Raw genomic sequence first — 21,761 nt, 5'->3', positions numbered from 1 at the left:
GGCTAGTCCACGACCAGTTGATAGCCGACGCCGCGCACCGTCAGGATCCAGGAATGCCCGTCGTCGCGCTGCCCCAGCTTCTGCCGGATGCTGCTGATGTGCACGTCGATGCGACGGTCGAACGGGGTCAGCGGGTGGCCCAGCGCGCGCTGGGACAGATCCTGCTTGCTGATTAGCCTACCGGCGTCGCGCGCCAGGATCTCCAGCAGGCTGAACTCCGTGCCGGTCAGGTCGAGCGGCTGGCCGTGCAGCGTGACGCTGCGGCTGCCCGGCGACAGGACCAGCGGCCCGGCCTCCACGGACGCGGTGGCGGCCATCGTCGGCTGTGGCTGGGTCCGCCGCAGGATGGCGCGCAGACGGGCGACCAACTCCCCCGGCGTGCAGGGCTTGGGCACATAATCGTCGGCGCCCAGGTCCAGCCCGGTGATGCGGTCGATGTTGTCGCCCCGCGCCGTCAGCATCAGGACGGGAATGCGGCTGGCCTGACGGATGCGGCGCAACGCCTCGATGCCGCTGAGACGCGGCATCATGACGTCCAGCACGACGATGGCGTGCTCGCCGCTCAAGGCCGCTGCGACGCCGTCCGCGCCGTTGTGGACCGCGCGGGCGTCAAACCCCTCCTGCGCCAGATACTCGATGAGCAGGGCGGTCAGTTCACGGTCGTCATCCACAAGCAACACTTTGAGCATGCGGCAAATTTGTCCCGCCGCCCGCCGATGTCAACAAGGAAGAAGACAGAACATGAAAGCGGCGACCGGCTTTACCTAACTTTACATTCACTTAACCGCGCTTAACATGGCGCCGCGCTATACCAAGGTTCGATGATCCTTTTGACTGGACCTGGGACAGCATGGCGCCCGTGTTTCGTTTCGGTGTGGTCGCGGCGGCGAGCCTTGCGCTCATGGCCTGCGCCGTGGGGCCGGACTACCGGAGGCCGCAGCCGTCGGCCCCGGCCGCCTGGTCCGCTCCGGCGCCCCATGGCGGCAGCGCCGCGCGGTTGATCGGCTGGTGGGATCGGTTCGACGACCCGGTGCTGACGCGTCTGCTGCGCGCGGCCGAAGCCGACAGCCCTTCCCTTGCGGTCGCCTGGGCCAACATCGTCAAGGCGCGGGCCACGCTGACCAGCAGCCGGGCCGACGCCCTGCCAAGCCTGACGGCCCAGGGATCGGCCCAACGATCCAACCAATCGGGCCAATCGGGCCAATCGGGCCAGACCGGCGGCGGCTCCGCCGCGAGCGTCGGCGCCACGCTGACCGGCGGCTTGGACGCGGCCTGGGAAATCGATCTGTTCGGCAAGCTGCGCCGAACCAGCGAAGCGGGCGAGGCGCGTCTTCAAGCCCGCGCCGACGACTGGCACGACGCCCGCGTCTCGCTGGCCGCCGAGGTGGCGGACAGCTACGTCCAGTACCGCGCCTGCCGCCTCCTGGAGCGGGCCTACGCCGACGAAGCGCGGTCCCAGACTGACACCGCGCGGGCGACCGCGACCGCCGTGCGGGCCGGCTTCACCTCGCCCATCGACGGCGCGCTGGCCCGGGCGAGCGCCGCCAGCCTGCGCTCCACCCTGACCGGACAGCAGGCGGACTGCGACGTGCTGGTCAAGGCGCTGGTCGCGTTGACCGGCGACGACGAAGCCGCGATGCGTCGGCAGCTCGAACAGGGCGCGCCCGTCCTGCCCAAACCGACCGCCTTCGCGGTCGACAGCGTCCCGGCGGCCCTGATCGCCCAACGGCCCGATCTGGCCTCGCTGGAACGGGAATTGGCGGCCGCCGGCGCCGAGATCGGCGTGGCAGAGGCCGACCGCTACCCGAGCCTGTCGTTCAGCGGCTCGATCGCGCGGACGGGTCTCGGCCTCGGCTCGCTGATGACCACATGGCTGCTGGGACCGACCCTGTCCCTGCCCCTGTTCGACGGCGGCAAGCGCGCCGCCGCCGTGGAAAGCGCCCAGGCCTCCTACGACGCTCAGTCGGCGCAATACCGGAACGGCCTGCGCACCGCGCTGAAGGAGGTGGAGCAGGCGCTGGTCCGGCTGGACGCCGCCACCCGGCGGGCTGGCGACGCCGAAACGGCGGCCCAGGGCTACCGCGACTATTTCGACGCCATCGACCGCAACTGGCGGGCTGGCGGCGCCAGCCTGCTGGACCGCGAGGAGGCCCGGCGCAACGCGCTGTCAGCCGAGATCGGCCTCATCACCGTGCAGCGCGATCAGATCCAACAATGGATCGCTCTCTACAAGGCGCTGGGCGGCGGCTGGCAGTCCGAAGCGCCAGCCAGGGCGCCCGCCACCGCCAACGGAAACGCATCATGAATCGCTTGATCCCCTTTGGAATGGCCGTGGCCGCCCTCGCCGCGCTGGCCGGCGGCGCCGTGATCCTGACGCGCGCGCCGCACGCCGCCACGACCGGAACGGCGGCGGATCGCCCGGCGGATCGCCCAAGCGTGCTGACCGTCACCGCGACGACGCCCCAGACGCAGGATTGGCCGCAGACCCTCGTCGCCAGCGGCGCGCTCGCGGCGTGGCAGGAGGCGGTGATCGGGGCCGAGGTCGGCAACCTGCGCATCACCGAGCTTTTCGCCGACGTCGGCTCGACGGTCGTCCGGGGCCAGGAATTGGCGCGCCTGTCGCAGGACAGCACCCAGGCGGCCATCCGCAAGCAGGAGGCGCTGGTCGCCCAGGCGAAAGCCACCCTCGCCCAGGCCCAGGCCAACGCCCGGCGCGCCCGCATGGTCAAGGGCAGCGGCGCTCTGTCGGAGCAGCAGGTGGCCGAATATCTGATCGCCGAGGACACGGCGAAGGCCAGCCTCGCCGCCGCGCAGGCGGATTTGGACAGCGGCCGCATCACCCTGGCCCAGACCCGCATCCTGGCCGTCGATGACGGCGTCGTCACCGCGCGCTCCGCCACGCTGGGCAACGTGGTGTCGACCGGCGCCGAGCTGTTCCGCCTGCAACGCCAGAGCCGGGTCGAATGGAACGCCGAGTTGGACGCGCGGCAGCTTTCCCAGGTCCGGCCCGGCCAGAAAGCCCGCCTCACCTTGCCCGATGGCCGACGCATCGACGGCACGGTGCGTCTGGCGGCGCCGAGCCTGAACAGCGCCACCAGCCGTGGCGTCGTCTCTGTCAGCCTGCCTGCCGACAGCGGCGCCATGGCGGGCGGCTTCGCGAGCGGCGAGATCGAGCTTGCGAACCAATCGGCGCTGACGGCGCCGCAATCCGCCGTGGTCCTGCGCGATGGCCGCTCCTACGTCTTTTCCATCGGCGCGGACAACCGGGTCACGCGTCACCCGGTGACGGTCGGTCGCCGCCGCGACCAGCGCGTCGAAATCCTCGCCGGTTTGCCGCTGGGCGTCCGCATCGTCGAATCGGGCGGCGCCTTCCTGTCCGACGGCACGCCGGTCACCGTCGCGCCGTCCGGAGATCCGGTGGCGACCGCAGCCATCCCGGAGCGGAAATCATGAATGTTTCCGCGTGGTCCATCCGCAACCCGGTCCCGGCCCTCCTGCTGTTCATCCTGCTGACTCTGCTGGGCCTGATCGGCTTCTCCAGGCTGGGCGTCCAGCAATTCCCCGACATGGACCAGCCCACAGTCACCGTCAGCGCGACGCTGGAAGGGGCCGCGCCAGCGCAGTTGGAAACCGAGGTGGCGCGCAAGATCGAGGACAAGCTGGCGTCGCTTGGCCGCATCGACCACATCACCACGACCATCACCGATGGCGCGGTTTCCATCAGCGTGTCCTTCGACATCGACAAGGACAGCGAGGAGGCGCTGAACGAGGTGCGCAACGCGGTGGACGGCGCCAAGGCCGATCTGCCCGCCAGCATGGCGTCGCCCAGCGTGACGAAGGTCACCGCCGAGACGCGGGCGCTGCTGACCTACACCGTACGGTCGTCGCGCCTGGACGAGCAGGACCTCTCCTGGTTCGTCGACAACGACATTACCAAGGCGGCGCTGTCGGCGAAGGGCGTCGCCGCCGTCCGCCGCATCGGCGGAATCGACCGCGAGGTCCATGTGGATCTGGACCCGACGCTGATGGCCGGGCTGGGCGTCAGCGCTTCGGATGTCTCCACCGCCCTGAAGGCGGTGCAGAAGGACAATTCCGGCGGCCAGGGCGAGGTGGGCGGCAAGCGCCAGTCGCTGCGCACCCTGGGCGCGGTCGGCCGCGTGGAGGATGTCGCCGCCATCACCATCCCGCTCGACGACGGGCGGTATGTCCGGCTGGGTCAGGTGGCCAGCGTCACCGACAGCCACGCCGACCGCAGCACGCGGGCCTTTCTCGACGGGCAGTCGGTGATCGCCTTCCAGATCACCCGCTCCAAGGGGTTCTCCGACGTCAGCGTCGTCGAGGCGGCGCGGGCCGCCGTCACGGCCTTCGCAGCCGCCCATCCCGAAGTGACCGTCACCGAGGCCGGCACGACGGTCACGCCCATCGTCGAGAATTACCAAGGCTCCATGCATCTGCTCCTGGAGGGGGCGGCGCTGGCGGTGGTGGTCGTGTGGTGGTTCCTGCGCGACTGGCGGGCCACCATCGTGTCCGCCGTGGCCCTGCCGCTGTCGATCATTCCGGCCTTCGGGGTCATGAACCTCCTCGGTTTCAGCCTGAACACCATTTCGCTGCTGGCGCTGGCCCTGGTGGTGGGCATCCTGGTCGATGACGCGATCGTGGAGGTGGAGAACATCGCCCGCCATCTGCGCCAGGGCAAATCCCCGCGCGACGCGGCGATGGAGGCGTCCGACGAGATCGGGCTGGCGGTGATCGCCACCACCTTCACGCTGGTGGCCGTGTTCCTGCCGACCGCCTTCATGGGCGGCGTTCCGGGCAAGATCTTCCGTCAGTTCGGCGTCACGGCGGCGGCGGCGGTGCTGGCGTCGCTGCTGGTGGCCCGCCTGCTGACGCCGATGATGGCCGCGCATGTCATGGTGGTGAAGCATCAGGACGAGGCGGACGGGCGGCTGATGAGGGCCTATCTGGGCAGCGTGCGTTGGTGCCTGCGGCGCCCCCGCCGCACGGCGCTGGCCGCCCTGGCCTTCTTCCTGCTGTCGCTGGGCATGATCCCGCTGCTGCCGACCGGGTTCTTCCCCGCCCAGGACGACGCGCAGACGCAGGTCACGCTGACCCTGCCGCCGGACAGCGCCCTGTCCGACACGACCGCCCTGACCGAGCAGGCCTCGGCCCTCGTCGGGCAACTGCCGGAGGTGACGCGCGTGTTCGCGGCGGTCGGCGTCGCGACCATGGGCGGCGGCATGGACGCCTCGACGACGACCAGCCTGCGGACCGCCTCGCTGACGGTCGAACTGTCCCCCCGGTCGGCGCGCCATCGCTCCCAGACGGCGGTGGAGGCGGCGATGCGCGGCCTGCTGCGGCGGATACCGGGAGCCCGAATCGAGGTCGGACGCGGCGGCAACGGCGAGCAGTTGCAGATCACGCTGGCGAGCGACGATCCGGTGGCGCTGGAGCAGGCCGCCAGCGCGGTGGAGGCCGAGTTGCGGACCCTGAAGGGGATCGGCAACGTCACCTCCGGGGCGGCCTTGCAACGCCCGGAAATTCAGATCAGGCCCGATGACGCCCGCGCGGCGGCGCTCGGCGTGACGTCGGAGACCCTGGCGGAAACCGTGCGCATGGCGACCTATGGCGATTATTCCTCCGCCATTCCCAAGCTGAACCTGCCGCAGCGCCAGATCCCCATCCGCGTGCGGTTCGACCCCGCGCTGCGGCAGGATCTGGCGCTGCTGGGCCAGTTGCGGGTGGCTGGCGCCAGCGGCTCCGTCGCGCTGTCCTCGGTGGCCGAGATCGGGTTCGGCAGCGGACCCGCGCAGGTCGACCGCATCGACCGCTCGCGCAACATCACGCTGACCGTGGAGTTGAGCGGCCGTTCCCTGGGCGAGGTCATGGCGGAGGCGCAGCGGTTGCCAGCCATGCGGTCTCTCCCGGCGTCGGTCCGGCCGGTGCAGCAAGGCGAGCTGCAACGCATGAACGAGCTGTTCGGCAGCTTCGGCTTCGCCATGGGCGTCGGCGTTTTCTGCATCTACGCCGTGCTTGTCCTGCTGTTTCACGAGTTCCTGCAACCGGCCACCATCCTGGCGGCCCTGCCCCTGTCGTTGGGCGGCGCCTTGCTCGCCTTGCTGGTGACGGGGATGAGCCTCTCGATGCCGACGGTCATCGGGCTGCTGATGCTGATGGGGGTCGTCGCCAAGAACTCGATCCTGCTGGTGGAATACGCGGTGATGGCGCGCCGCGACCGTGGACTCGACCGTTTCGACGCGCTGATCGACGCCTGCCACAAGCGCGCGCGCCCCATCCTGATGACCACCATCGCGATGGGGGCCGGCATGACGCCCATCGCGCTCGGCATGGGCGCCGATCCCAGCTTCCGCCAGCCGATGGCCATCGTCGTCATCGGCGGCCTGCTGGCCTCGACCCTGCTCAGCCTGCTGGTCATCCCGGCCATCTTTGTCCTGGTGGACGACCTGTCCCGCCATGTCGGCGGCTGGTTCGCTCCAGGGTCGGCCTCGGCGGCGAGCCGTTCGGAAACGACGTCGACGGCGCCGGAACTCTCTCCACGGCTTGTCGTGGAACAGCGCACGGACGGATCCCACAGATGCTGATGGTTTCAATGACGTCCCGCGCCGCTCGGCGTCGAAATTCCACGCCATTCCGCCACCTCTTCGTTGGAGCCGCAGCAACGCGACGGCGTTGCGGCGACGCAACGGCCCAAGGTCTCACTCTCTCCAGGTCGGTGGACCGTGGCGGGTTGCTGGATGACGTCGCCGGAAGCGACCGTGGCCTCGGCGGCACCGGCCGTCCGACGGCCACGCCGTGAAAAAGGGCCGCAGCTTGGTGGTTTGTCGTGTTTCTCTTTCTCCTGGCGAAGGGAGGTTGCGGCGAGGAAACGGTGCGACGATCAGGCGCCGCCGACGGCGCCATGCTCACCTCTCCGTTCGTGTCGGTGGGACCTCCACCACCAGATCGGCGACGTCGTCGATCCGATACAGATCGTTGCCCGCCCCGCCGATCAGCGTGTCGAACCCAAGCCCGCCCGCCAGCGTGTCGGCGCCGCCCCCGCCCTGGATCACGTTGTCCAGATCATTGCCGACGTCGGTGAAAGATCCGTCGCCGGTGTAGGTCAGATTTTCGACGTTGTCGCCCAGCGTGTAGGCGGCGAAACGATGCGCCATGCCCTGGACAGCTTGGCCGTGAGCGCCCCCGATTGGCTGCGCTGGCTCAGCCCACCGAAGTGGCTGGATCGCTATGGTCGCCGGATCGACGACTACCGTCTGCCCACGGGCAAGGACGAACGCCAAGCTTATGCCGAGCAGATCGGCGCCGATGGGCACGCGCTGGAGACGATCCATGTGGGATTGGCTGCCGATGGTCTGTTGTCGGCCGTGCATCTTGCCGATACCGGCTACATCGACGCCAAGCGCCTGTTGTCCAGCCGGACCCGTTACGGCGTCGATCTGTTGGGACCGCCGCGCGCGAGAACAAAGGATTTGCTTTGCGGAACTTTACCATCAACTGGGAGCGGCGCCATGCGATCTGCCCCGCCGGGCAGACCAGTGCCAATTGGGTCCCGACGCAAGATCCCGCATAGGGAATTCGCCAGCGGTATCGGAAATGCGGATGGACCAAACGTCATCCCGCTTTTGCACACGCCGCCGCCGCGCGTTTGTCCGCCGGGCTGCCGCGCAATCCCGGCATCAGCAGGGAAATCAGCGCCGGGATCATCACGATGGCCCCGACCATGTTCCACAGGAACATGAAGGTCAGCAACAGCCCCATGTCGGCCTGGAACTTGATGGTGGAGAAGGTCCAGGTCATCACGCCCAGCGCCAGGGTCACGCCCGTGACCGTCACCGCCGATCCGGTGGTCTTCAGGGTTTCCAGATAGGCCGCGCGCAGCGTCAACCCTTGTTCAAGATAGTGTTCAAGCCGGTTGTAGATGTAGATGCCGTAATCGACGCCGATGCCGACGCCCAGCGCCACCACCGGCAGCGTCGCCACCTTCACGCCGATGCCCAGCCGCGCCATGATCGCTTCGCACAGGACCGAGGTGACGAACAGCGGCAGCATGATCGCCACCGTCACCCGCCAGGATTTGAACTCCCACAGCACCAGCAGGGCGACGATGCCATAGACCAGGGCCAGCATCGTGGCTTCGGATTCTTTGATGACGGTGTTGGTCGCCGCCTCGATCCCGGCGTTGCCCGCCGCCAGCAGGAATTCCACGCCGTCGCCGTTGTTCTCGCGGGCGAAATCTTCCACCGCCGCGACCACCCGCGTCAGCGTCTCCGCCTTGTGGTCGGCCAGGAACAGCAGAACCGGCAGCATGGAGCAATCGGGGCTGTAGGTGTCCGACGGAACCCGCTTGTGCCCGGCGTTGGAGATGTAGCGGTTGCGCGTGATCGCCGCCCAGCGCAGATCCCCGCCGTTGGTTCCGGCGATCGCCCGCTTCATCGGCCCGAACAGGGAACTGCTGGCCTCGACGCCCGGCACATTCTCCATCCGCCATTGGAACTGATCGACCACCACCGCCACCGGGTAGGAGCCGCATTCGCCCGCCGGGGTCCGCACCATCACCGCGAAGACGTCCGGGCTGGTCGAGTAATGCGACAGGAAAAACTGAACATCCCGGTTGTAACGGGAGTCCTGGCGCAGCTCCGGCGCGCCCGGATCCAGATCGCCGATCTTCAGATCCCGGCTTTGCAAAAAGGCCCCCGCCAGCAGCGCGCCCGCGCTCAGGACCGCCGCCGCCGCCCAACGCGGTTCGGTGAAGCGGGCCAAAAAGCGGTTGACCGCCTGCCGTTCGGGCCGCATCCGACGACGGTATTGCTCCAACGCGCGCGGGCTGGACCCGGCGTAGGACATGATGACCGGCAGCAGAAACATTTTGGTGACGATGATGACCGCCACGCCGACGCTGGCGTTGATCGCCAGTTCCTGAATGACGCGGATGTCGATGACCATCAGGGTGGAGAATCCCACCGCGTCGCAGACCAGCGCGATGGTTCCGGGGATGAACAACAGCCGGAAGGTGGCGCGGGCGGCCTCCATCACCGACCGGCCGGCCACCCGCTCGGCGGCCATGGTGTTGATGTTCTGCACCGCGTGGCTGACGCCGATGGCGAAGGTCAGGAACGGCACCAGCACCGAATAGGGATCCAGCCCCAACCCCAGAACATCGAGAACGCCAAGCTGCCAGACCACGGCCAGACCGCAGCAAAACAGCGTGGACAGCGTGCCGCGCCAACAGCGCGAATACCAATAGAGCACAACCGCCGTCAGCAGCACCGTGACGGCGAAAAAGGCGGCGATGTCGAAAATGCCGTCGATCAGATCGCCGATGATCTTGGAAAAGCCGGTGATGTGGATGCGGACGCCATCCGTCTGGTATTTGTCGCGCACCAGCGTTTCCAGACGGCGGGCGAATTGGCCGTAATCCAGACTTTCGCCGGTTTGCGGATCGACCTCCAGCAGCGGGGCCAGAATCGCCGCCGAGCGATGATCGGACGCGACCAGACTGCCGATGCGGTTGGACCGCCCGACATTGACGCGAACCTCGCGGATCCGCTCCGGCGAACCGTCGAAGTTGGAGGGAATGACGGTGCCGCTGCGCAAGCCGTCCTCGGTCACTTCGTACCATTGGACGTTCGACGTCCACAGCGATTGCAGATTCCCGCGATCCACGCCGGGGATGTAAAACACCTCGTCGGTGATCCGTTTCAACAGGTCGAGATACTCGGGCGTGTAGATGTCGCCTGTGGTCGTCTCCACCGCGATGCGCACCAGATTGTTGAGCGGGCGCAGTTGGGATTCATAGGCCAGATAATTGGCGATGTAGGGATGGCGCGACGGCACCATCTTTTCAAAGCTGGCGGTGGGCCGCAGTTGCAGCGCGTGCCAGCCCAGAAAGACCGACAGCAGGGCGAAGACCGTCAGCACGGTCAGACGATGGCCGAACAGCCAGCGTTCGACCCGCGTTTCGACCCGGCCCACCTTGCCGTGATGGACCAGATCGACGTCCGTGTCGGAGATGGCGGACGCGGCGGGGGTGGAGGGAAAGCGCTGTTTCATTGGCCCTGTCGTCCTTTTCATGCCGCTGCCCTCACGCCGCCAACGGGACGACGCGCACGCCGCCCGCCCCGACCTGGAGCAAGGCCCCTTCGCGCAGCGCCGCCACCCCCGCCACCGGGGCCGACCCGGCGGCGCGCAGCGGTTGGAAGGAGGCGCCGCGATCCTTGCTGAGACACCAGCTTCCCGCCGCGTCGACCAGCAGCGGCGCGCCGCCCTGGGTGACGCCGCCAATCAGCGACCGCGCGGTGGGCGACGCCACCGGAATCCAGGCCGCCGCCCCCTCCCGCCGGAAAATCCGTCCGCCGAAGCCGAAGGCGAGCAGCGTTTCGCCGCCGCCCGCCTCGGGCAACGCCCGCACGCCGTAAAGCGCCCCCGGACTGCCGGTGTCGAGCCGCTCCCAGCGCGCGCCGTCGTCGGCGGAGCGGTAGACCCGCCCGCCTTCCCCCGCGATCAGCAACACGCCGGTCGGCGTGGCCGTGATGGCGTTGCAGTGCAGGCCGTCGGGGTTGTTCAGCGCCGACCCCAGCGACTCCCAACGCTCGCCGCCGTCGCGGGTGCGGAAAATCTGGCCGTAGGAGCCGACGACGAAGCCATCGTCGGGTGTGCGGAACCACAGGCCGAGCAGCGGGCGCGATGGGCCGAACGCGCCACCCGCCGCCGCGTCCTCGACCGCCGTTTCCGCCGCCTCCACCGCCGCCGCGTCGCCGGAGGCGCGCGCCGTCTCCAACCGCTGGCGCGCGTCGTCGGCCATCAGCGCGTTGGCGATGGTCCCGTCAAAGCGGCGGGTCCAGCGCAGGCCGCCGTCCTGGCTGCGCAGAACGACGCCGTCGTGACCGACCGCCCAACCGACCTCCGGCGTTGGAAACTGGACGGCGGTCAGCGTCACCGACACCGGGACGCTGGCCTGCCGCCACGTCGTCCCGTCATCGTCGGAGAACACGATCACCCCCCGCTCGCCGACGGCGACCGCCCGCCGCCCAGCCAGACAAACGCCAAGCAGCAGAGCCTTGGCCGCCTTGGCCGAGGGCAAGGCCGGAATGGCGAGCAGATCGCGCGCGGCGGCCCTGGCCGCCCCCGGCGCGACGGCCAGAGCCGCCATGACATGCGCCAACAGGGCGCGCCGCGCCAGCGACGCGCGGGCGGGCGGAGCGGTGATGCGGTGAGACATCGGGACATCCATCCTGCGAGGCCGAGCCTTGAGGATCGGGACGGCGCAACCGCCCCGATCCGGCCCGATCCGTTGCTGACGATCCGTTGATGAGGATCAGTTGCTGACGCGGCGCAGCGAGTCCGGCGCGAAGCGGCTCAATTCGAATTTCGCGCCGTATTTCGCCGGCTTTTCCTCGTTCGAGAGTTGGTGAACGAGGTAGCGGCGCGCTTGCAGGTCATACAGGACGTTGCCCGCGTAGAAGGGCACCATCACGTCATATTCCAGCATTTGATAAAACTCATGAACGCGCCACAATTCGCCGCGCCCGTCATACTGGTCCTTGTGCGCGATGGACCAGGTGTCTTCGTCGATGTAGAAATCGCGCTTGCCATACAGATGACGCGCGCCCGATTTCAACGTCGCCTGCACCACCCACACCCGGTGCGGCTCGTAACGCACCAGATCCTGGTTGAGCGTGTTCTCCATGATGATGTTGGAGTATTTCAGACTTTTGTCGGTCAGCTTGTAGTTGTTGTAGGCGATGATCATCTCTTTCTTGCCGACCAGCTTCCAATCATAGCGGTCGGGCGCGCCGTTGAAGCCGTCGTAATCATCCATCGTGCGCAGGCCGTCGGTGCCGGTGCCGGGGCTGTCGTAGGACACCGACGGCGCGCGCAGCACGCGGCGTTGGCCGGGGTTGTAGGTCCAGGCCAGACGGGTTTCCTTCACCTGATCGACCGGCTCATGGGTCAGGATGGCCTCGCCCGCGATGCTCGACGGGGCGGTGACGAGGTTCAAATAGTAATGCAGGCGGTTGGGTTCGGCGTTGCCCAGCGAACTGGCCCGCGCGTACCACTCCGTCCGGCGCAGCGGCGTGAAGCCGCCGTTGGTGTGGACCGGAAATTCGGTGCCGTAGCGCAGATAGGTGCCGCCCCGGTAATGCATGATGTGGTTCCAGATCGCTTCCACCCCGCTTTTGGGGACCGGAAAGGGAACCGTTGTGGCGGTGATGTTCAGCACGCCGTTGCCGCCCTCGACCAACTGCGCCGCCGCCGCCTCGTTGCGGATCAGATCATACTCCGCCTGGGGCAGCGCCGCCGTCCGGCGCGACGGGTAGACCTTCATCTTGTAGCCGGGATAGCGCTTGAGCAGCGCGATCTGTCCGGGGGCCAGCTTGTCCTTGTATTGGTCGGCGTTGGCGGCGGTGATGGTGTAGAGCGGCGCGTCGCTGGCGAACGGGTCGGCGTAGCCCTGCGCCGGGTCGAACCCGGCGGGGATCTTGGTCAATCCGCCGGTCCAGGCCGGGATCGAGCCGTCTTTGTTGCCCGCCGTTTCCGCCCCGACGGGCGTCAAATCCTTGCCCAGACGCGCGAGATCCTGCGGCGTCGTCTCCGCCATGACGGGGCGAGCGAGGAGGGCCGCAGCCCCGACGGCGGCCAGCATGGCGAGCCTGCCCGCCGACACGGTGGACGGCGTGGTCATCCTGTTGCGGTTCATCGGTTTCATCCTCTTCAGAACGTCATGCCGACGACCAGGGCGACGAAATCGCGGTCGCGCTGGGGGTCGTATTTGGCTTTGCGGTTGTAACCGCTGTAGGTCAGGTCGGCGTAATAGCGCTGCAACAGATCGGCGCGCAGGCCGACGCCGACGTTGACGCGGTCCTTCACAAAGGTGCCGTCGGGCGACACGCCGCTGACGTCCCAGGCGATGGACAGGCGCGGCGTCAGATTCACGCCTGCGAAGGCGTCGGGATAGGTCAGCGAGAACTGGCTGCGCAGACCCCAGGAGTTGGACGTCGCGTAGCCGTCCGGCGCGCAATAGTCGGTCGCCGTGGTGGCGCAGGCCGTGGTCGCCGTGGCGGCCCGGCCAAAGCCCGGCGAGCGGCCATAGCGGGTCGAGGTCGCCGGATCGCCGATGCCGTTCCAATGCTGGTACGCCACCTCGCCCAGCACCCGCAGGGATTCCGCCCCCAGCACGTTGGGGAAGGATTTGATGGTGGAGATCTGGATTTGCGTCTTGTCCTTGCGGTCATAACCGCGAATGACGCTGCCCAGCGGACGGTTCTTCAGATAGCCCAACGGCCCGGTTCCGCTGACCACGCCGGACACAAGGTCGCTGGTGTTGATCTGCACCGGCACCCCTTCGGCCCGGCTGACTTCGCCGCTGACGCTCCAGCCGCCGATCTCGGTGGCGGCGCTCGCCCCGAAGACCCGGATGTTTTCCGCCGAGTAATCCTCGAAATACTGGGCCGGGCCGGTCGGCAGACCATAGACGGAACCGGCGATCGTGGTCGGCGTGCGGACCATGCTGAACATCGGCGTCCGCGCGTGGTACTGCGAGAAATAGAGGCCGATGTCGGTCCCGATCTCCGACGCGAAGTAACGGCCCGCGACGCCGAATTGCCCGCTGTTGCGCGGCTCGTCGCGGCCCGCGTTGCCGATGCGGGCGTTGATCCCGCGCAGGGACGGAATCCCGGCGTAGCCCTGGCGGTCGCCGAAGGGGGCCGGGGTGATGTTGGTGGCGACGTCCGAACAATTCAGAATGTCGGACGGACTCCAGAAGGTGCCGCAGCCTTCAAAGGTCGAGTGGCGCCACGCCAACTGATAATAGGATTCCAGGCTGAAACCGCCGCCCAAACCCAGATTGAACGACGCCTGCGGCACCGGCAGCAGGATTTCCTTGACCTGCGCGCCGGGGCGGCGGGCGGCGCTGCCATCGACGATGTTGTATTGGTTGACGCCGGGGATGAACAGGCTCTCGCCCCAATTCACCACATGCTGGCCCAGCTTGAAGGCCAACGCCCGGTCCCCCGGCAGGGCGACGTCGCCAAAGGCGTAGGCGTCGAGAAGCTGGACGCCCTTGAACTTCGACAAGCCGTAGAAACCGGCGTCGTTCAGCGCGGTCCCGGCCTTGTAACCGTTGGCCGAGCTGCCGAAATCGACCGATTTGCGGTCTTGGACGGCGTCGTACCACCCCTTGCCGCGCAGGAAGACGCCGAAGCCGTCCTTGCTGACCTGCAACTCGCCCAGCGCCTTGCCGATCCCCGAATAGAGATCGCCGCTGCGGTAGTTCTTGTTGCCGTCGTCCGCCGTCGTGCCGTCGCCGACGCCGCCGTTGCCGCGCGCGATCAGGGCGCTGTCGGGCGACCGCGCCCGCATCGCCATGCCCAGCGACAGATCCAACGAGGCCTGCCCCTCCCAGCCGTCGCCAAAGCTGAAGGATTCCGCCCAACCGGACGCCGGGGCGCCCAGCGCCCCCAACAGCCCGAGGGCCGTTCCGCACAACAAACCGAGAGAAACCCGCCCCCGGGCCGCTCCCATCCCCCAAAACACTGACTGAACACGCTCCATCCCACAGACTCCTTGCGTTTTCTCCGCTGCGCGTTTTTTTGTTCTTGTTGTTTTCGATGGCGTCGGCTCAGACGAGCCGCACCTGTTTGAGGAACCGGCCAACCTCCTGACGCAGCCCGTCCGACTGGCTCGACAGGTCGGCGGCGGCGTGCAGCACCCGGTCGGCGGCGGCTCCGGTGTCGTTCACCGCCCCCGCCAGCGTCGCGCTGTACGAGGTCAGGCGGCTGGTGCCGGTGGCCACGCCCTGAATGTTGCGGGCGATCTCCCGCGTCGCCTCGCCCTGCTGCTCGACGGCGTCGGCGACGGCGCTGGCCACCCGGTTGATGTCGCTGACCATGCCGGTGATGGTCGAAATCGCCTCCACCGTGCCGACCGTGGCGCTCTGGATGGCGGCGATCTGCTGACCGATTTCTCCGGTCGCCTGAGAGGTCTGGTGCGCCAGCGCCTTCACCTCGTTGGCGACGACGACGAAGCCCTTGCCCGCCTCCCCCGCCCGCGCCGCCTCGATGGTGGCGTTCAGCGCCAGCAGGTTGGTTTGGTGGGCGATCCGGTTGATGAGATCGACCACCCGCCCGATGGTCTGCGCCGACGAGGAAAGAGCGAGCACCATGTCGTTGGTCCGCCCGGCCTCGGCCACGGCGCGGCTGGCCATGTCGGTCGATTGCCCGACCTGACGGCTGATTTCCCCGACCGAGCAGGAAAGCTGCTCCGCCGCCGCCGCGACCTTCTGCACGTCCATCGCCGTGTCGTCGGAGGTCGCGGCGACCGCCGCCAGATGGCGGTTCGCCCCGTCGGCGGTCTGCGCCATGCCGCTGGCGGCGGTGTGCAGATCGGCCACGGCGACCGACACCACCTCCACCACCTGCTGGACGCTGGCCTCGAACCCGTCGGCCAATTCAGCCATCAAGCGGCTTTTCTCCCGCTCGCTGTCCTCCTTGGCGCGCTGCTGTTCGATCTGGATGCGCTCCATCGCCAGCGCGTTGTCCTTGAACACCGCCACCGCGCGCGCCATCGCGCCGATTTCGTCGCGCGCCGTCAGCGCCATGATGTCCACCGCCTTGTTTCCGGCGGCCAGCGCCTCCATCGTCCGGGTGATGCCGCGCACCGGGCGGATGATGCTGCGCGCGATCACCCAGGCCATCGCCAGCCCGACCAGTTCCCCCAGCACCGCCAGCCCGATCAGGACGGACTGAAGCTGCCCCATCGCCCCTTCGTTTTCAGCCTGGAGCCGCGACAGGTTGCCGACCGCCGTTTCGCGCAGGGCCTGACCGGCGGCGTTCAGCCGCCGCCCGGTGATGCGGACCAGCGCGTCGGTCGCCAGATCGGCGGCCCCGGCGGAGTCCACCACCGCGTCGAAGCGGGCGCGCAGGGACGTCAAGCGCGCGCCCAGATCGGGGGCGAGCGCCCCCGCCTCCTTCAGCGCCGCGCGCAGGGCGTCGGCGTCGTCCTCCATCTGCTCAACCTCGTAACGGTCGATCAAGGCCGGAAGCTTGGCCAGAAGATCACGCGCCGCCCCCGTCGCGTGGTCGATGGCGGCGTCCAACTCCGGCAGCAGCGTGTCCGTGACCAGCGCCCGCCGGTGGGTTTTGGCGGCGACCAACTGGGCGAATTCCGTTTCAAACTGGGCGCGCGCGGCGGCCAACTCGTCCAGCGGTCCGGCCAGATCCGCGCCCGCCGTTCGCGTCCTTGTGTTGGCGATGGCGGCGTCCATGCGCTGGCTGACCGTTTCCGCCGTGGTCCGCTCCAACTCGCGGCCCGAGGCGGCGTAGCCCTGCGCCGCGCGCATCAGGATCCCGGCGTCGGTCTGCATCTCCAACGCGGCGATGGCGACCTCGGCCACCCCGCCATACGAGGCGAAGCGGTCGCGCGAGGCGCCGAATCCAACCACCCCCGCCGCGCCCATGGCCGCCAATAGGACCAGAACCGACAGAAATCCGGCGAATATGCGTGTCGATATGCTGAGCGTTCCCAGGGCCATGATCCACCGCGTGCAGGAAAGGTTTGGGCATGCGCGCCAACGGCGGTTGGCGCGGGACGCGAAAGGTCCGCATGAAGACGACAGCCGTCCGCCCAGCCCGATCACAGATCGGGTCAGCGCAAATCGGGTCGGCGAAGCGTCACCGCTGTTGGCTTTTCAATTCCGCGCGCGTTCCCACAAGCGCCCCACCCTGTTGGGGCGCGCCGAACGGCTGCTTTTTTTCAGCGGAGCGGCGGAGTCAAACCCGCCGTTGGCGCCGGTCGGTCAAACGGGTCCGTCGCCGGGCGGCAAAGCCGCCCGCAGAACCGTCAAGGCGTGACCAACCAACCACGTCGTCGCGTGTTTCATCATGCAGTCCCCCCAATGGTCGGGCCGCGTGTCGCAGGTGCGCCGCAGTCCCATTCTTTCTTGTTCGGCTGACCGGGTTTGACCGCTTCCCGCACCGCTGGAAAACGCCTCGCCGCCGCGCGGATCTTGCCCACCGGCCGCACGCCCCATCACCCCCGCGACCATGCGGGATTGAAGACCGTCCGCCCCTGTGTTCAACGCCCTCCGCGCGCCAGTCCAACCCCGACCGACCGCCTGCACGTAAGATGCATGTGACTTACCTATGGGTCAACATGCTAATTGCGGGTAAGGCGAAGAAATTGTCATATTACGATTGAATGGCCCCCTCACAGGGACATTAAAGTCGGATTTCGGTTTTCCAGTATGTCCTCCATCCGCACCCGAACCCCGGCGCGGCTTTCGGGATGGGTGACGATGTAGAAGCGTCCGGCGCGCACCGCCTCGAACACCGACTCCGCCACCGAGTCCGGCGTGATCCCGGCCTGCACCGCCTGGAACACCGCTTGCCCTATCTTTTGCGACTGAACGCTCGTCCCCGCCTGGACGGCCCCTTCCTCGCCCAGCCGATGGCGGCCCGATTCCGCGATCCGCGTCTTGACCCAGGACGGGCAAAGCACCGACACGCCGATGGGCGCCTGGCGCAGGGCCAGATCATGGTGCAGCCCCTCCGACACCGTGACCACGGCGAATTTGCTGGCGTTGTAGGCGGCCAGCGCCGGAACCGACAGCAGACCGGCGACCGACGCTGTGTTGACGATGTGCCCGGCCTCCCCCCGCTCCAACATGCGCGGTACGAAGGCGCGCAGGCCGTTGGTGACGCCGTAGAGATTGACGCCGAGCACCCATTCCCAATCCTTGGGCGTCGTTTCCCAAACGCTTTTGGCGACGGCGACGCCCGCGTTGTTGACCAGCAGATGCACGGCGCCAAAACGGGCGAAGGCGGCGTCGGCCAGCGCGTCCACCTGTTCGGGGCTGGACACGTCGGTGCGCAGGGCCAGAACCGGAACGTCGGCGGCGGCGAACTCCGCCGCCAGCGCGTCCAGCGCGGCGGCGTCGATGTCGGCCAGCACCAGCTTCATGCCTTCCGCCGCCGCCGCGCGGGCGATGGCCTTGCCGATTCCCTCGGCGGCGCCGGTGACGACGGCGACCTTGTCGGTGAAGTCCTGCATCTTTCCCCCTTGCGCGCCGGTGATGGGCGCGTGTCCGTGTGTGGTCCGCCGGGTCAGTCCTCGGCGACCTTGAGAACGAGCTTGCCGAAATTCTCGCCGCTGAAGAGCTTCAGCAGCGTTTCGGGAAAGCTCTCGAATCCGTCGACGACATGCTCGCGCGCGATCAGTTGGCCCGCCGCCATCCAGGCGGACAGGTCGCGGACGGCCTCGCCGTAGCGGCTGGCGTAGTCGAACACGACCATCCCCTCCATCCGCGCCCGGTTGACCAGCAGCGACAGGTAATTTTGCGGGCCGCGCACCGCCGTCGTGTTGTTGTATTGGGAAATCGCGCCGCAAATCACGATGCGGGCGTGGCGGGCCAGGGTCGCCAGGGCGGCGTCCAGAATGTCGCCGCCGACATTGTCGAAAAACACGTCGATTCCCGACGGGCAGGCCCGGCGCAGGGCGGCGCGCACATCCTCGGTCTTGTAATCGACGGCGGCGTCGAACCCCAGCTCATCGACCAGATAGCGGGTTTTGTCGGCCCCGCCCGCGACGCCGACGACGCGGCACCCCTTCAGCTTGGCGATCTGCCCGACCACCGACCCGACGGCCCCGGCGGCCCCCGACACCACCACCGTGTTTCCCGGCAGCGGGCGGCCAACCTCCAGAAGGCCGAAATAGGCGGTCATGCCGGGCATGCCCAGGGTTCCCAGATGCGTCGGCAGGGGAGCCAGTCGCGGATCGACGTGGGTGAATTGCGCGCCGGGCAGGCAGGCGTATTGCTGCACGCCGAAACCGCCGCTCACCGCGTCGCCGACGGCGAAATCCGGGTGGCGGGAGGCGACGACCCGCCCGACGCCGCCCGCCCGCATCACCTCCCCCAGCCCGACCGGCGGGATGTAGGATTTGCCCTCGTTCATCCAACCGCGCATGGCGGGATCGAGCGACAGATAGAGCGTGCGCGCCAGCACCTCGCCTTCGCCCGGCTCGGGAATCGGCTCGCAGGTCAAGGTCCAGTCGTCGCGCGTCGGCAGGCCGACCGGGCGGGCGGCGAGGCGGAATTGGCGGTTGGCGTCGGTCATCGTGGGTTTCTCCGGCGTTAAGCGATCAAGTAACCGCCATCGACGTTCAGGCAGGTTCCCGTGGTGTAGCTGGCGGCGTCCGACGCCAAGTAAAGCACGGCGCCGGCCATTTCATCGGGCTGGGCCGCCCGCCGCATCGGCACATGGGCCAGGGCCTGATCCAGCACCGGCTTGTTCTGGATGAGGGCCGCCGCGAATTTCGTGTCGGTCAGGCCGGGCAGCAGCGCGTTGACCCGCACCCCCGCCGCCGCCCCTTCCTTGGCGAAGGCCTTGGTCATCGACACCACCGCCGCCTTGGTGATCGAATAGATGCCCTGGTTGACCGCCGGGATCACCGCGTTGACCGAGGCGACGTTGATGATGGAGCCGCCGCCGCCCTTGGCCATCAACCGGGCGCCGCCCGCCGACATGAAGAAATAGCCGCGAATGTTGACGTCCACCGTCTTTTGGAACGCCGTCAGGTCGGTGTCGATCAACGGGCCGAAATGCGGGTTGGTCGCGGCGTTGTTCACCAGAACGTCGAGACGCCCGTGTCGTTCCTCCAGCCGGGCGAACGCGGCGGCGATCTCGTCCAGGTCGCCGATGTGGCAGGCCAGCGCCTCCGCCGAACCGCCCGCCGCGACGATGCCGTCGGCGACGCTCTGGCACCCGTCGATCTTGCGGCTGGACAGGACGACATGCGCCCCGGCGGCGGCCAAACTCCGGGCGATGGCCGCGCCGATGCCCCGGCTGGCCCCGGTCACAAGCGCGATCCGTCCGCTCAGGTCAAACTGTGTCTTGCGTTCCACGTTGCGTTCCATGGCGTCCTGATCCGTCCGTCGATCATCGGTGGGTGAAAAGGTTGGCGTCGCCCAGCGCGTCGAGATGCGCGACGCCGTTGAAACCGCTCAAAGCCACGCGGTCGCGGTCATGGCGCAGGGTGGTGACGCCGGTGTTGAGGATCACCGCGTTCAGCCCCATCGCCTTGGCGTCGCTCAGCTCCAGCGCGTGCTGGCAGATCGCCGCGATCGGCCCGCCGGAGGTGAAGACCCAGGCGCTTGCCGACGGCGGCGTTCGTTCGATCACCCGGCGCATCGCCGCCACGCAGCGCGCCTGAAAGCCGGGCCAGCTTTCGCGGTAATCGCCGTCATGCCGCCCGCTGGTCCAGCGTTCCACCGCCGCGCTGAATTGCCGCTGAAACGCCCGGTTCGCGTCGTCCGCCGCCGCCAAAAAGGCCGAGATCCCGCCCGGTTCGCGAAAATCGGCGCGGTGCGCGCCCAGCACGTCGAGATGGTCGAACTCGTCAAAGCCCGCATCCTCCTCAACCGTCGGGGCCGGGCCGTCCGGGAACCACAGCGCAAGACAGGCGTCGGCGGTTTCGCGGTGACGCCGCATCCGACCGCGCGCCAGCAATCCGGCGGTTTGGCCCCCGCTCCGACCCCCGGTCCGACTGGTCGCGCGCAGCCAATGGCCGAGCGCGGCGGATTGGGCCAAGCCGATGTCGGACAGCCGGTCGTAATCGTCGGATCGCAGGCTGGCCTGCCCATGACGGACCAGAACGAGCGCCGCCATGGCTCAACCGGCGCTCTGCGCGGCGATGACGCCCCGGCAGCGCCGTTCCAAGATGTTGACGACCTGGCCGAAGCTGGCGAATTGCGGATTCCGCGCGTTCCCCTGGCTGTAGCGCTGATAAATCTGCTGGGCGATGACGGCGAGGCGGAACAGGCCGAAGACCAGATAAAAGCTGAAATCATCGACCCGGAAGCCGGTCTTCTCGCCGTAATAGGCGATCACCTCGCGCCGGGTCAGCATGCCGGGCAGATGGGTCGGCTGCCGCCGCAGGGCGAGGAACTCCGGCTCGTCGTCGGCCTCCACCCAATAGGCGAGCGCGCCGCCCAGATCCATCAGCGGGTCGCCCAGCGTCGCCATTTCCCAATCCAGCACGCCGATGACCGACAGCGGATCGGCGGCGTCCAACACCACATTGTCAAAGCGGAAGTCGTTGTGAATGACGCGGATCGCCACCTCGTTGGCGGGCATGTGTTCGGCCAGCCACGCCATCACCGTTTCAAAATCGCTGACGTCGGGCGTGTGGGCGCGGCGGAAGCGGTCCCGCCAGCCTTCCACCTGCCGCCGCACATAGCCATCGCCCTTGCCCAACCCCGACAGCCCGGCGGCGACGGGATCCACCTGATGCAGTTCGATCAGCCGGTCGATGACGGTCAGGCACAGGCGGCGGGTGTCCTCCGGGCTGAGCGTCATCCCGTTGGGCAGGTCGCGGCGGGGGATGATCCCGGCGATCCGTTCCATCACGTAGAAATCGCAGCCCAGAACCGCCGGATCCTCGCAAACCGCGACCACCGTCGGAACATAGGGATAGACTGGGGCCAAGGCGCGTTGCACGGCGGCCTCCCGCGCCATGTCATGCGCGCTTTTGGCCCGCGCCCCGAAGGGCGGGCGGCGCAGGATGAGATCGCGGCCCGGATAGCGCAGCAAATAGGTCAGGTTGGACGCGCCGCCGGAAAATTGGCTGATCTCCGGCGTTCCGTCCAGCCCCTGGTCGGCGGCCTTGAGAAAGGCGTCCACGGCGGCGAGGTCCAACTCCTCGCCCTTGCGCACCCGTCCGGCCTTGTCGAGAAAATCCATCGGTCATCCCTG

15 protein-coding genes are annotated in these 21,761 nt (G+C 68.2%); 3 read left to right on the top strand and 12 right to left on the bottom strand.

Annotated elements, in window-relative coordinates; genetic code table 11:
* Positions 1–2 precede the first annotated feature (2 nt).
* Positions 3–689, bottom strand: a complete 687-nt coding sequence (locus D3877_RS25355) for a response regulator (protein ID WP_119833560.1) — start codon at positions 687–689, stop codon at positions 3–5.
* 161 nt (positions 690–850) lie between these two features.
* Between D3877_RS25355 and D3877_RS25350 the strand changes: the two genes are divergently transcribed.
* The 3 genes from D3877_RS25350 to D3877_RS25340 are packed head-to-tail and all read left to right on the top strand — an operon-like array spanning position 851 to position 6,599.
* Positions 851–2,305, top strand: coding sequence for an efflux transporter outer membrane subunit (locus tag D3877_RS25350; RefSeq protein ID WP_119833559.1), 1,455 nt, complete (start codon positions 851–853; stop codon positions 2,303–2,305).
* Entirely contained in the window at positions 2,302–3,453 is a 1,152-nt protein-coding gene (locus D3877_RS30690) for an efflux RND transporter periplasmic adaptor subunit (protein WP_119833558.1), read from the top strand. The genes D3877_RS25350 and D3877_RS30690 overlap by 4 nt, the downstream gene beginning before the upstream one ends.
* Positions 3,450–6,599, top strand: a complete 3,150-nt coding sequence (locus D3877_RS25340; RefSeq protein ID WP_119833557.1) for an efflux RND transporter permease subunit — start codon at positions 3,450–3,452, stop codon at positions 6,597–6,599. Before D3877_RS30690 ends, D3877_RS25340 begins: the two co-directional genes overlap by 4 nt.
* A gap of 321 nt (positions 6,600–6,920) precedes the next feature.
* On the opposite strand, the gene D3877_RS30685 is transcribed toward D3877_RS25340, so the two are convergent.
* The 11 genes from D3877_RS30685 to D3877_RS25280 form a co-directional block, all read right to left on the bottom strand.
* Positions 6,921–7,169 (bottom strand): calcium-binding protein, encoded by a 249-nt coding sequence (locus D3877_RS30685; protein WP_119833556.1) that lies wholly within the window; start codon positions 7,167–7,169, stop codon positions 6,921–6,923.
* A gap of 457 nt (positions 7,170–7,626) precedes the next feature.
* Entirely contained in the window at positions 7,627–10,065 is a 2,439-nt protein-coding gene (locus tag D3877_RS25330; RefSeq protein ID WP_119833555.1) for an efflux RND transporter permease subunit, read from the bottom strand.
* Between the two features lie 31 nt (positions 10,066–10,096).
* A complete protein-coding gene (locus D3877_RS25325; RefSeq protein WP_158600000.1) occupies positions 10,097–11,233 on the bottom strand; it encodes a WD40/YVTN/BNR-like repeat-containing protein in 1,137 nt (378 codons plus the stop codon).
* A gap of 96 nt (positions 11,234–11,329) precedes the next feature.
* Positions 11,330–12,712 carry a DUF1329 domain-containing protein gene (locus D3877_RS25320; protein WP_119833553.1) on the bottom strand — a complete coding sequence of 461 codons (1,383 nt, stop codon included), beginning with the start codon at positions 12,710–12,712 and terminating at the stop codon, positions 11,330–11,332.
* A gap of 14 nt (positions 12,713–12,726) precedes the next feature.
* Positions 12,727–14,499: a DUF1302 domain-containing protein gene (locus tag D3877_RS25315; RefSeq protein ID WP_158599999.1), complete on the bottom strand. Its 1,773-nt coding sequence runs from the start codon at positions 14,497–14,499 to the stop codon at positions 12,727–12,729.
* Positions 14,500–14,632: 133 nt separating this feature from the next.
* Positions 14,633–16,543: a methyl-accepting chemotaxis protein gene (locus D3877_RS25310; RefSeq protein WP_119833551.1), complete on the bottom strand. Its 1,911-nt coding sequence runs from the start codon at positions 16,541–16,543 to the stop codon at positions 14,633–14,635.
* Positions 16,544–17,217: 674 nt separating this feature from the next.
* On the bottom strand, positions 17,218–18,060 hold the full coding sequence (locus D3877_RS25300; protein ID WP_119833549.1) for an SDR family NAD(P)-dependent oxidoreductase: 843 nt from the start codon (positions 18,058–18,060) through the stop codon (positions 17,218–17,220).
* A 53-nt stretch (positions 18,061–18,113) separates the two neighbouring features.
* Positions 18,114–19,124 carry an NADP-dependent oxidoreductase gene (locus D3877_RS25295; RefSeq protein WP_119833548.1) on the bottom strand — a complete coding sequence of 337 codons (1,011 nt, stop codon included), beginning with the start codon at positions 19,122–19,124 and terminating at the stop codon, positions 18,114–18,116.
* A 17-nt stretch (positions 19,125–19,141) separates the two neighbouring features.
* Entirely contained in the window at positions 19,142–19,924 is a 783-nt protein-coding gene (locus tag D3877_RS25290; protein ID WP_119833547.1) for an SDR family oxidoreductase, read from the bottom strand.
* Positions 19,925–19,946: 22 nt separating this feature from the next.
* Complete coding sequence (locus tag D3877_RS25285) at positions 19,947–20,675, bottom strand: histidine phosphatase family protein (RefSeq protein WP_119833546.1); 729 nt, start codon at positions 20,673–20,675, stop codon at positions 19,947–19,949.
* Between the two features lie 3 nt (positions 20,676–20,678).
* Positions 20,679–21,749: a phosphotransferase family protein gene (locus D3877_RS25280; RefSeq protein WP_119833545.1), complete on the bottom strand. Its 1,071-nt coding sequence runs from the start codon at positions 21,747–21,749 to the stop codon at positions 20,679–20,681.
* Positions 21,750–21,761 lie beyond the last annotated feature (12 nt).

The organism is Azospirillum cavernae (assembly GCF_003590795.1).
Lineage (GTDB): Bacteria > Pseudomonadota > Alphaproteobacteria > Azospirillales > Azospirillaceae > Azospirillum > Azospirillum cavernae.
Note: the sequence above shows the minus strand (reverse complement) of the source record. Positions and strands in the feature narration are given on the sequence as shown.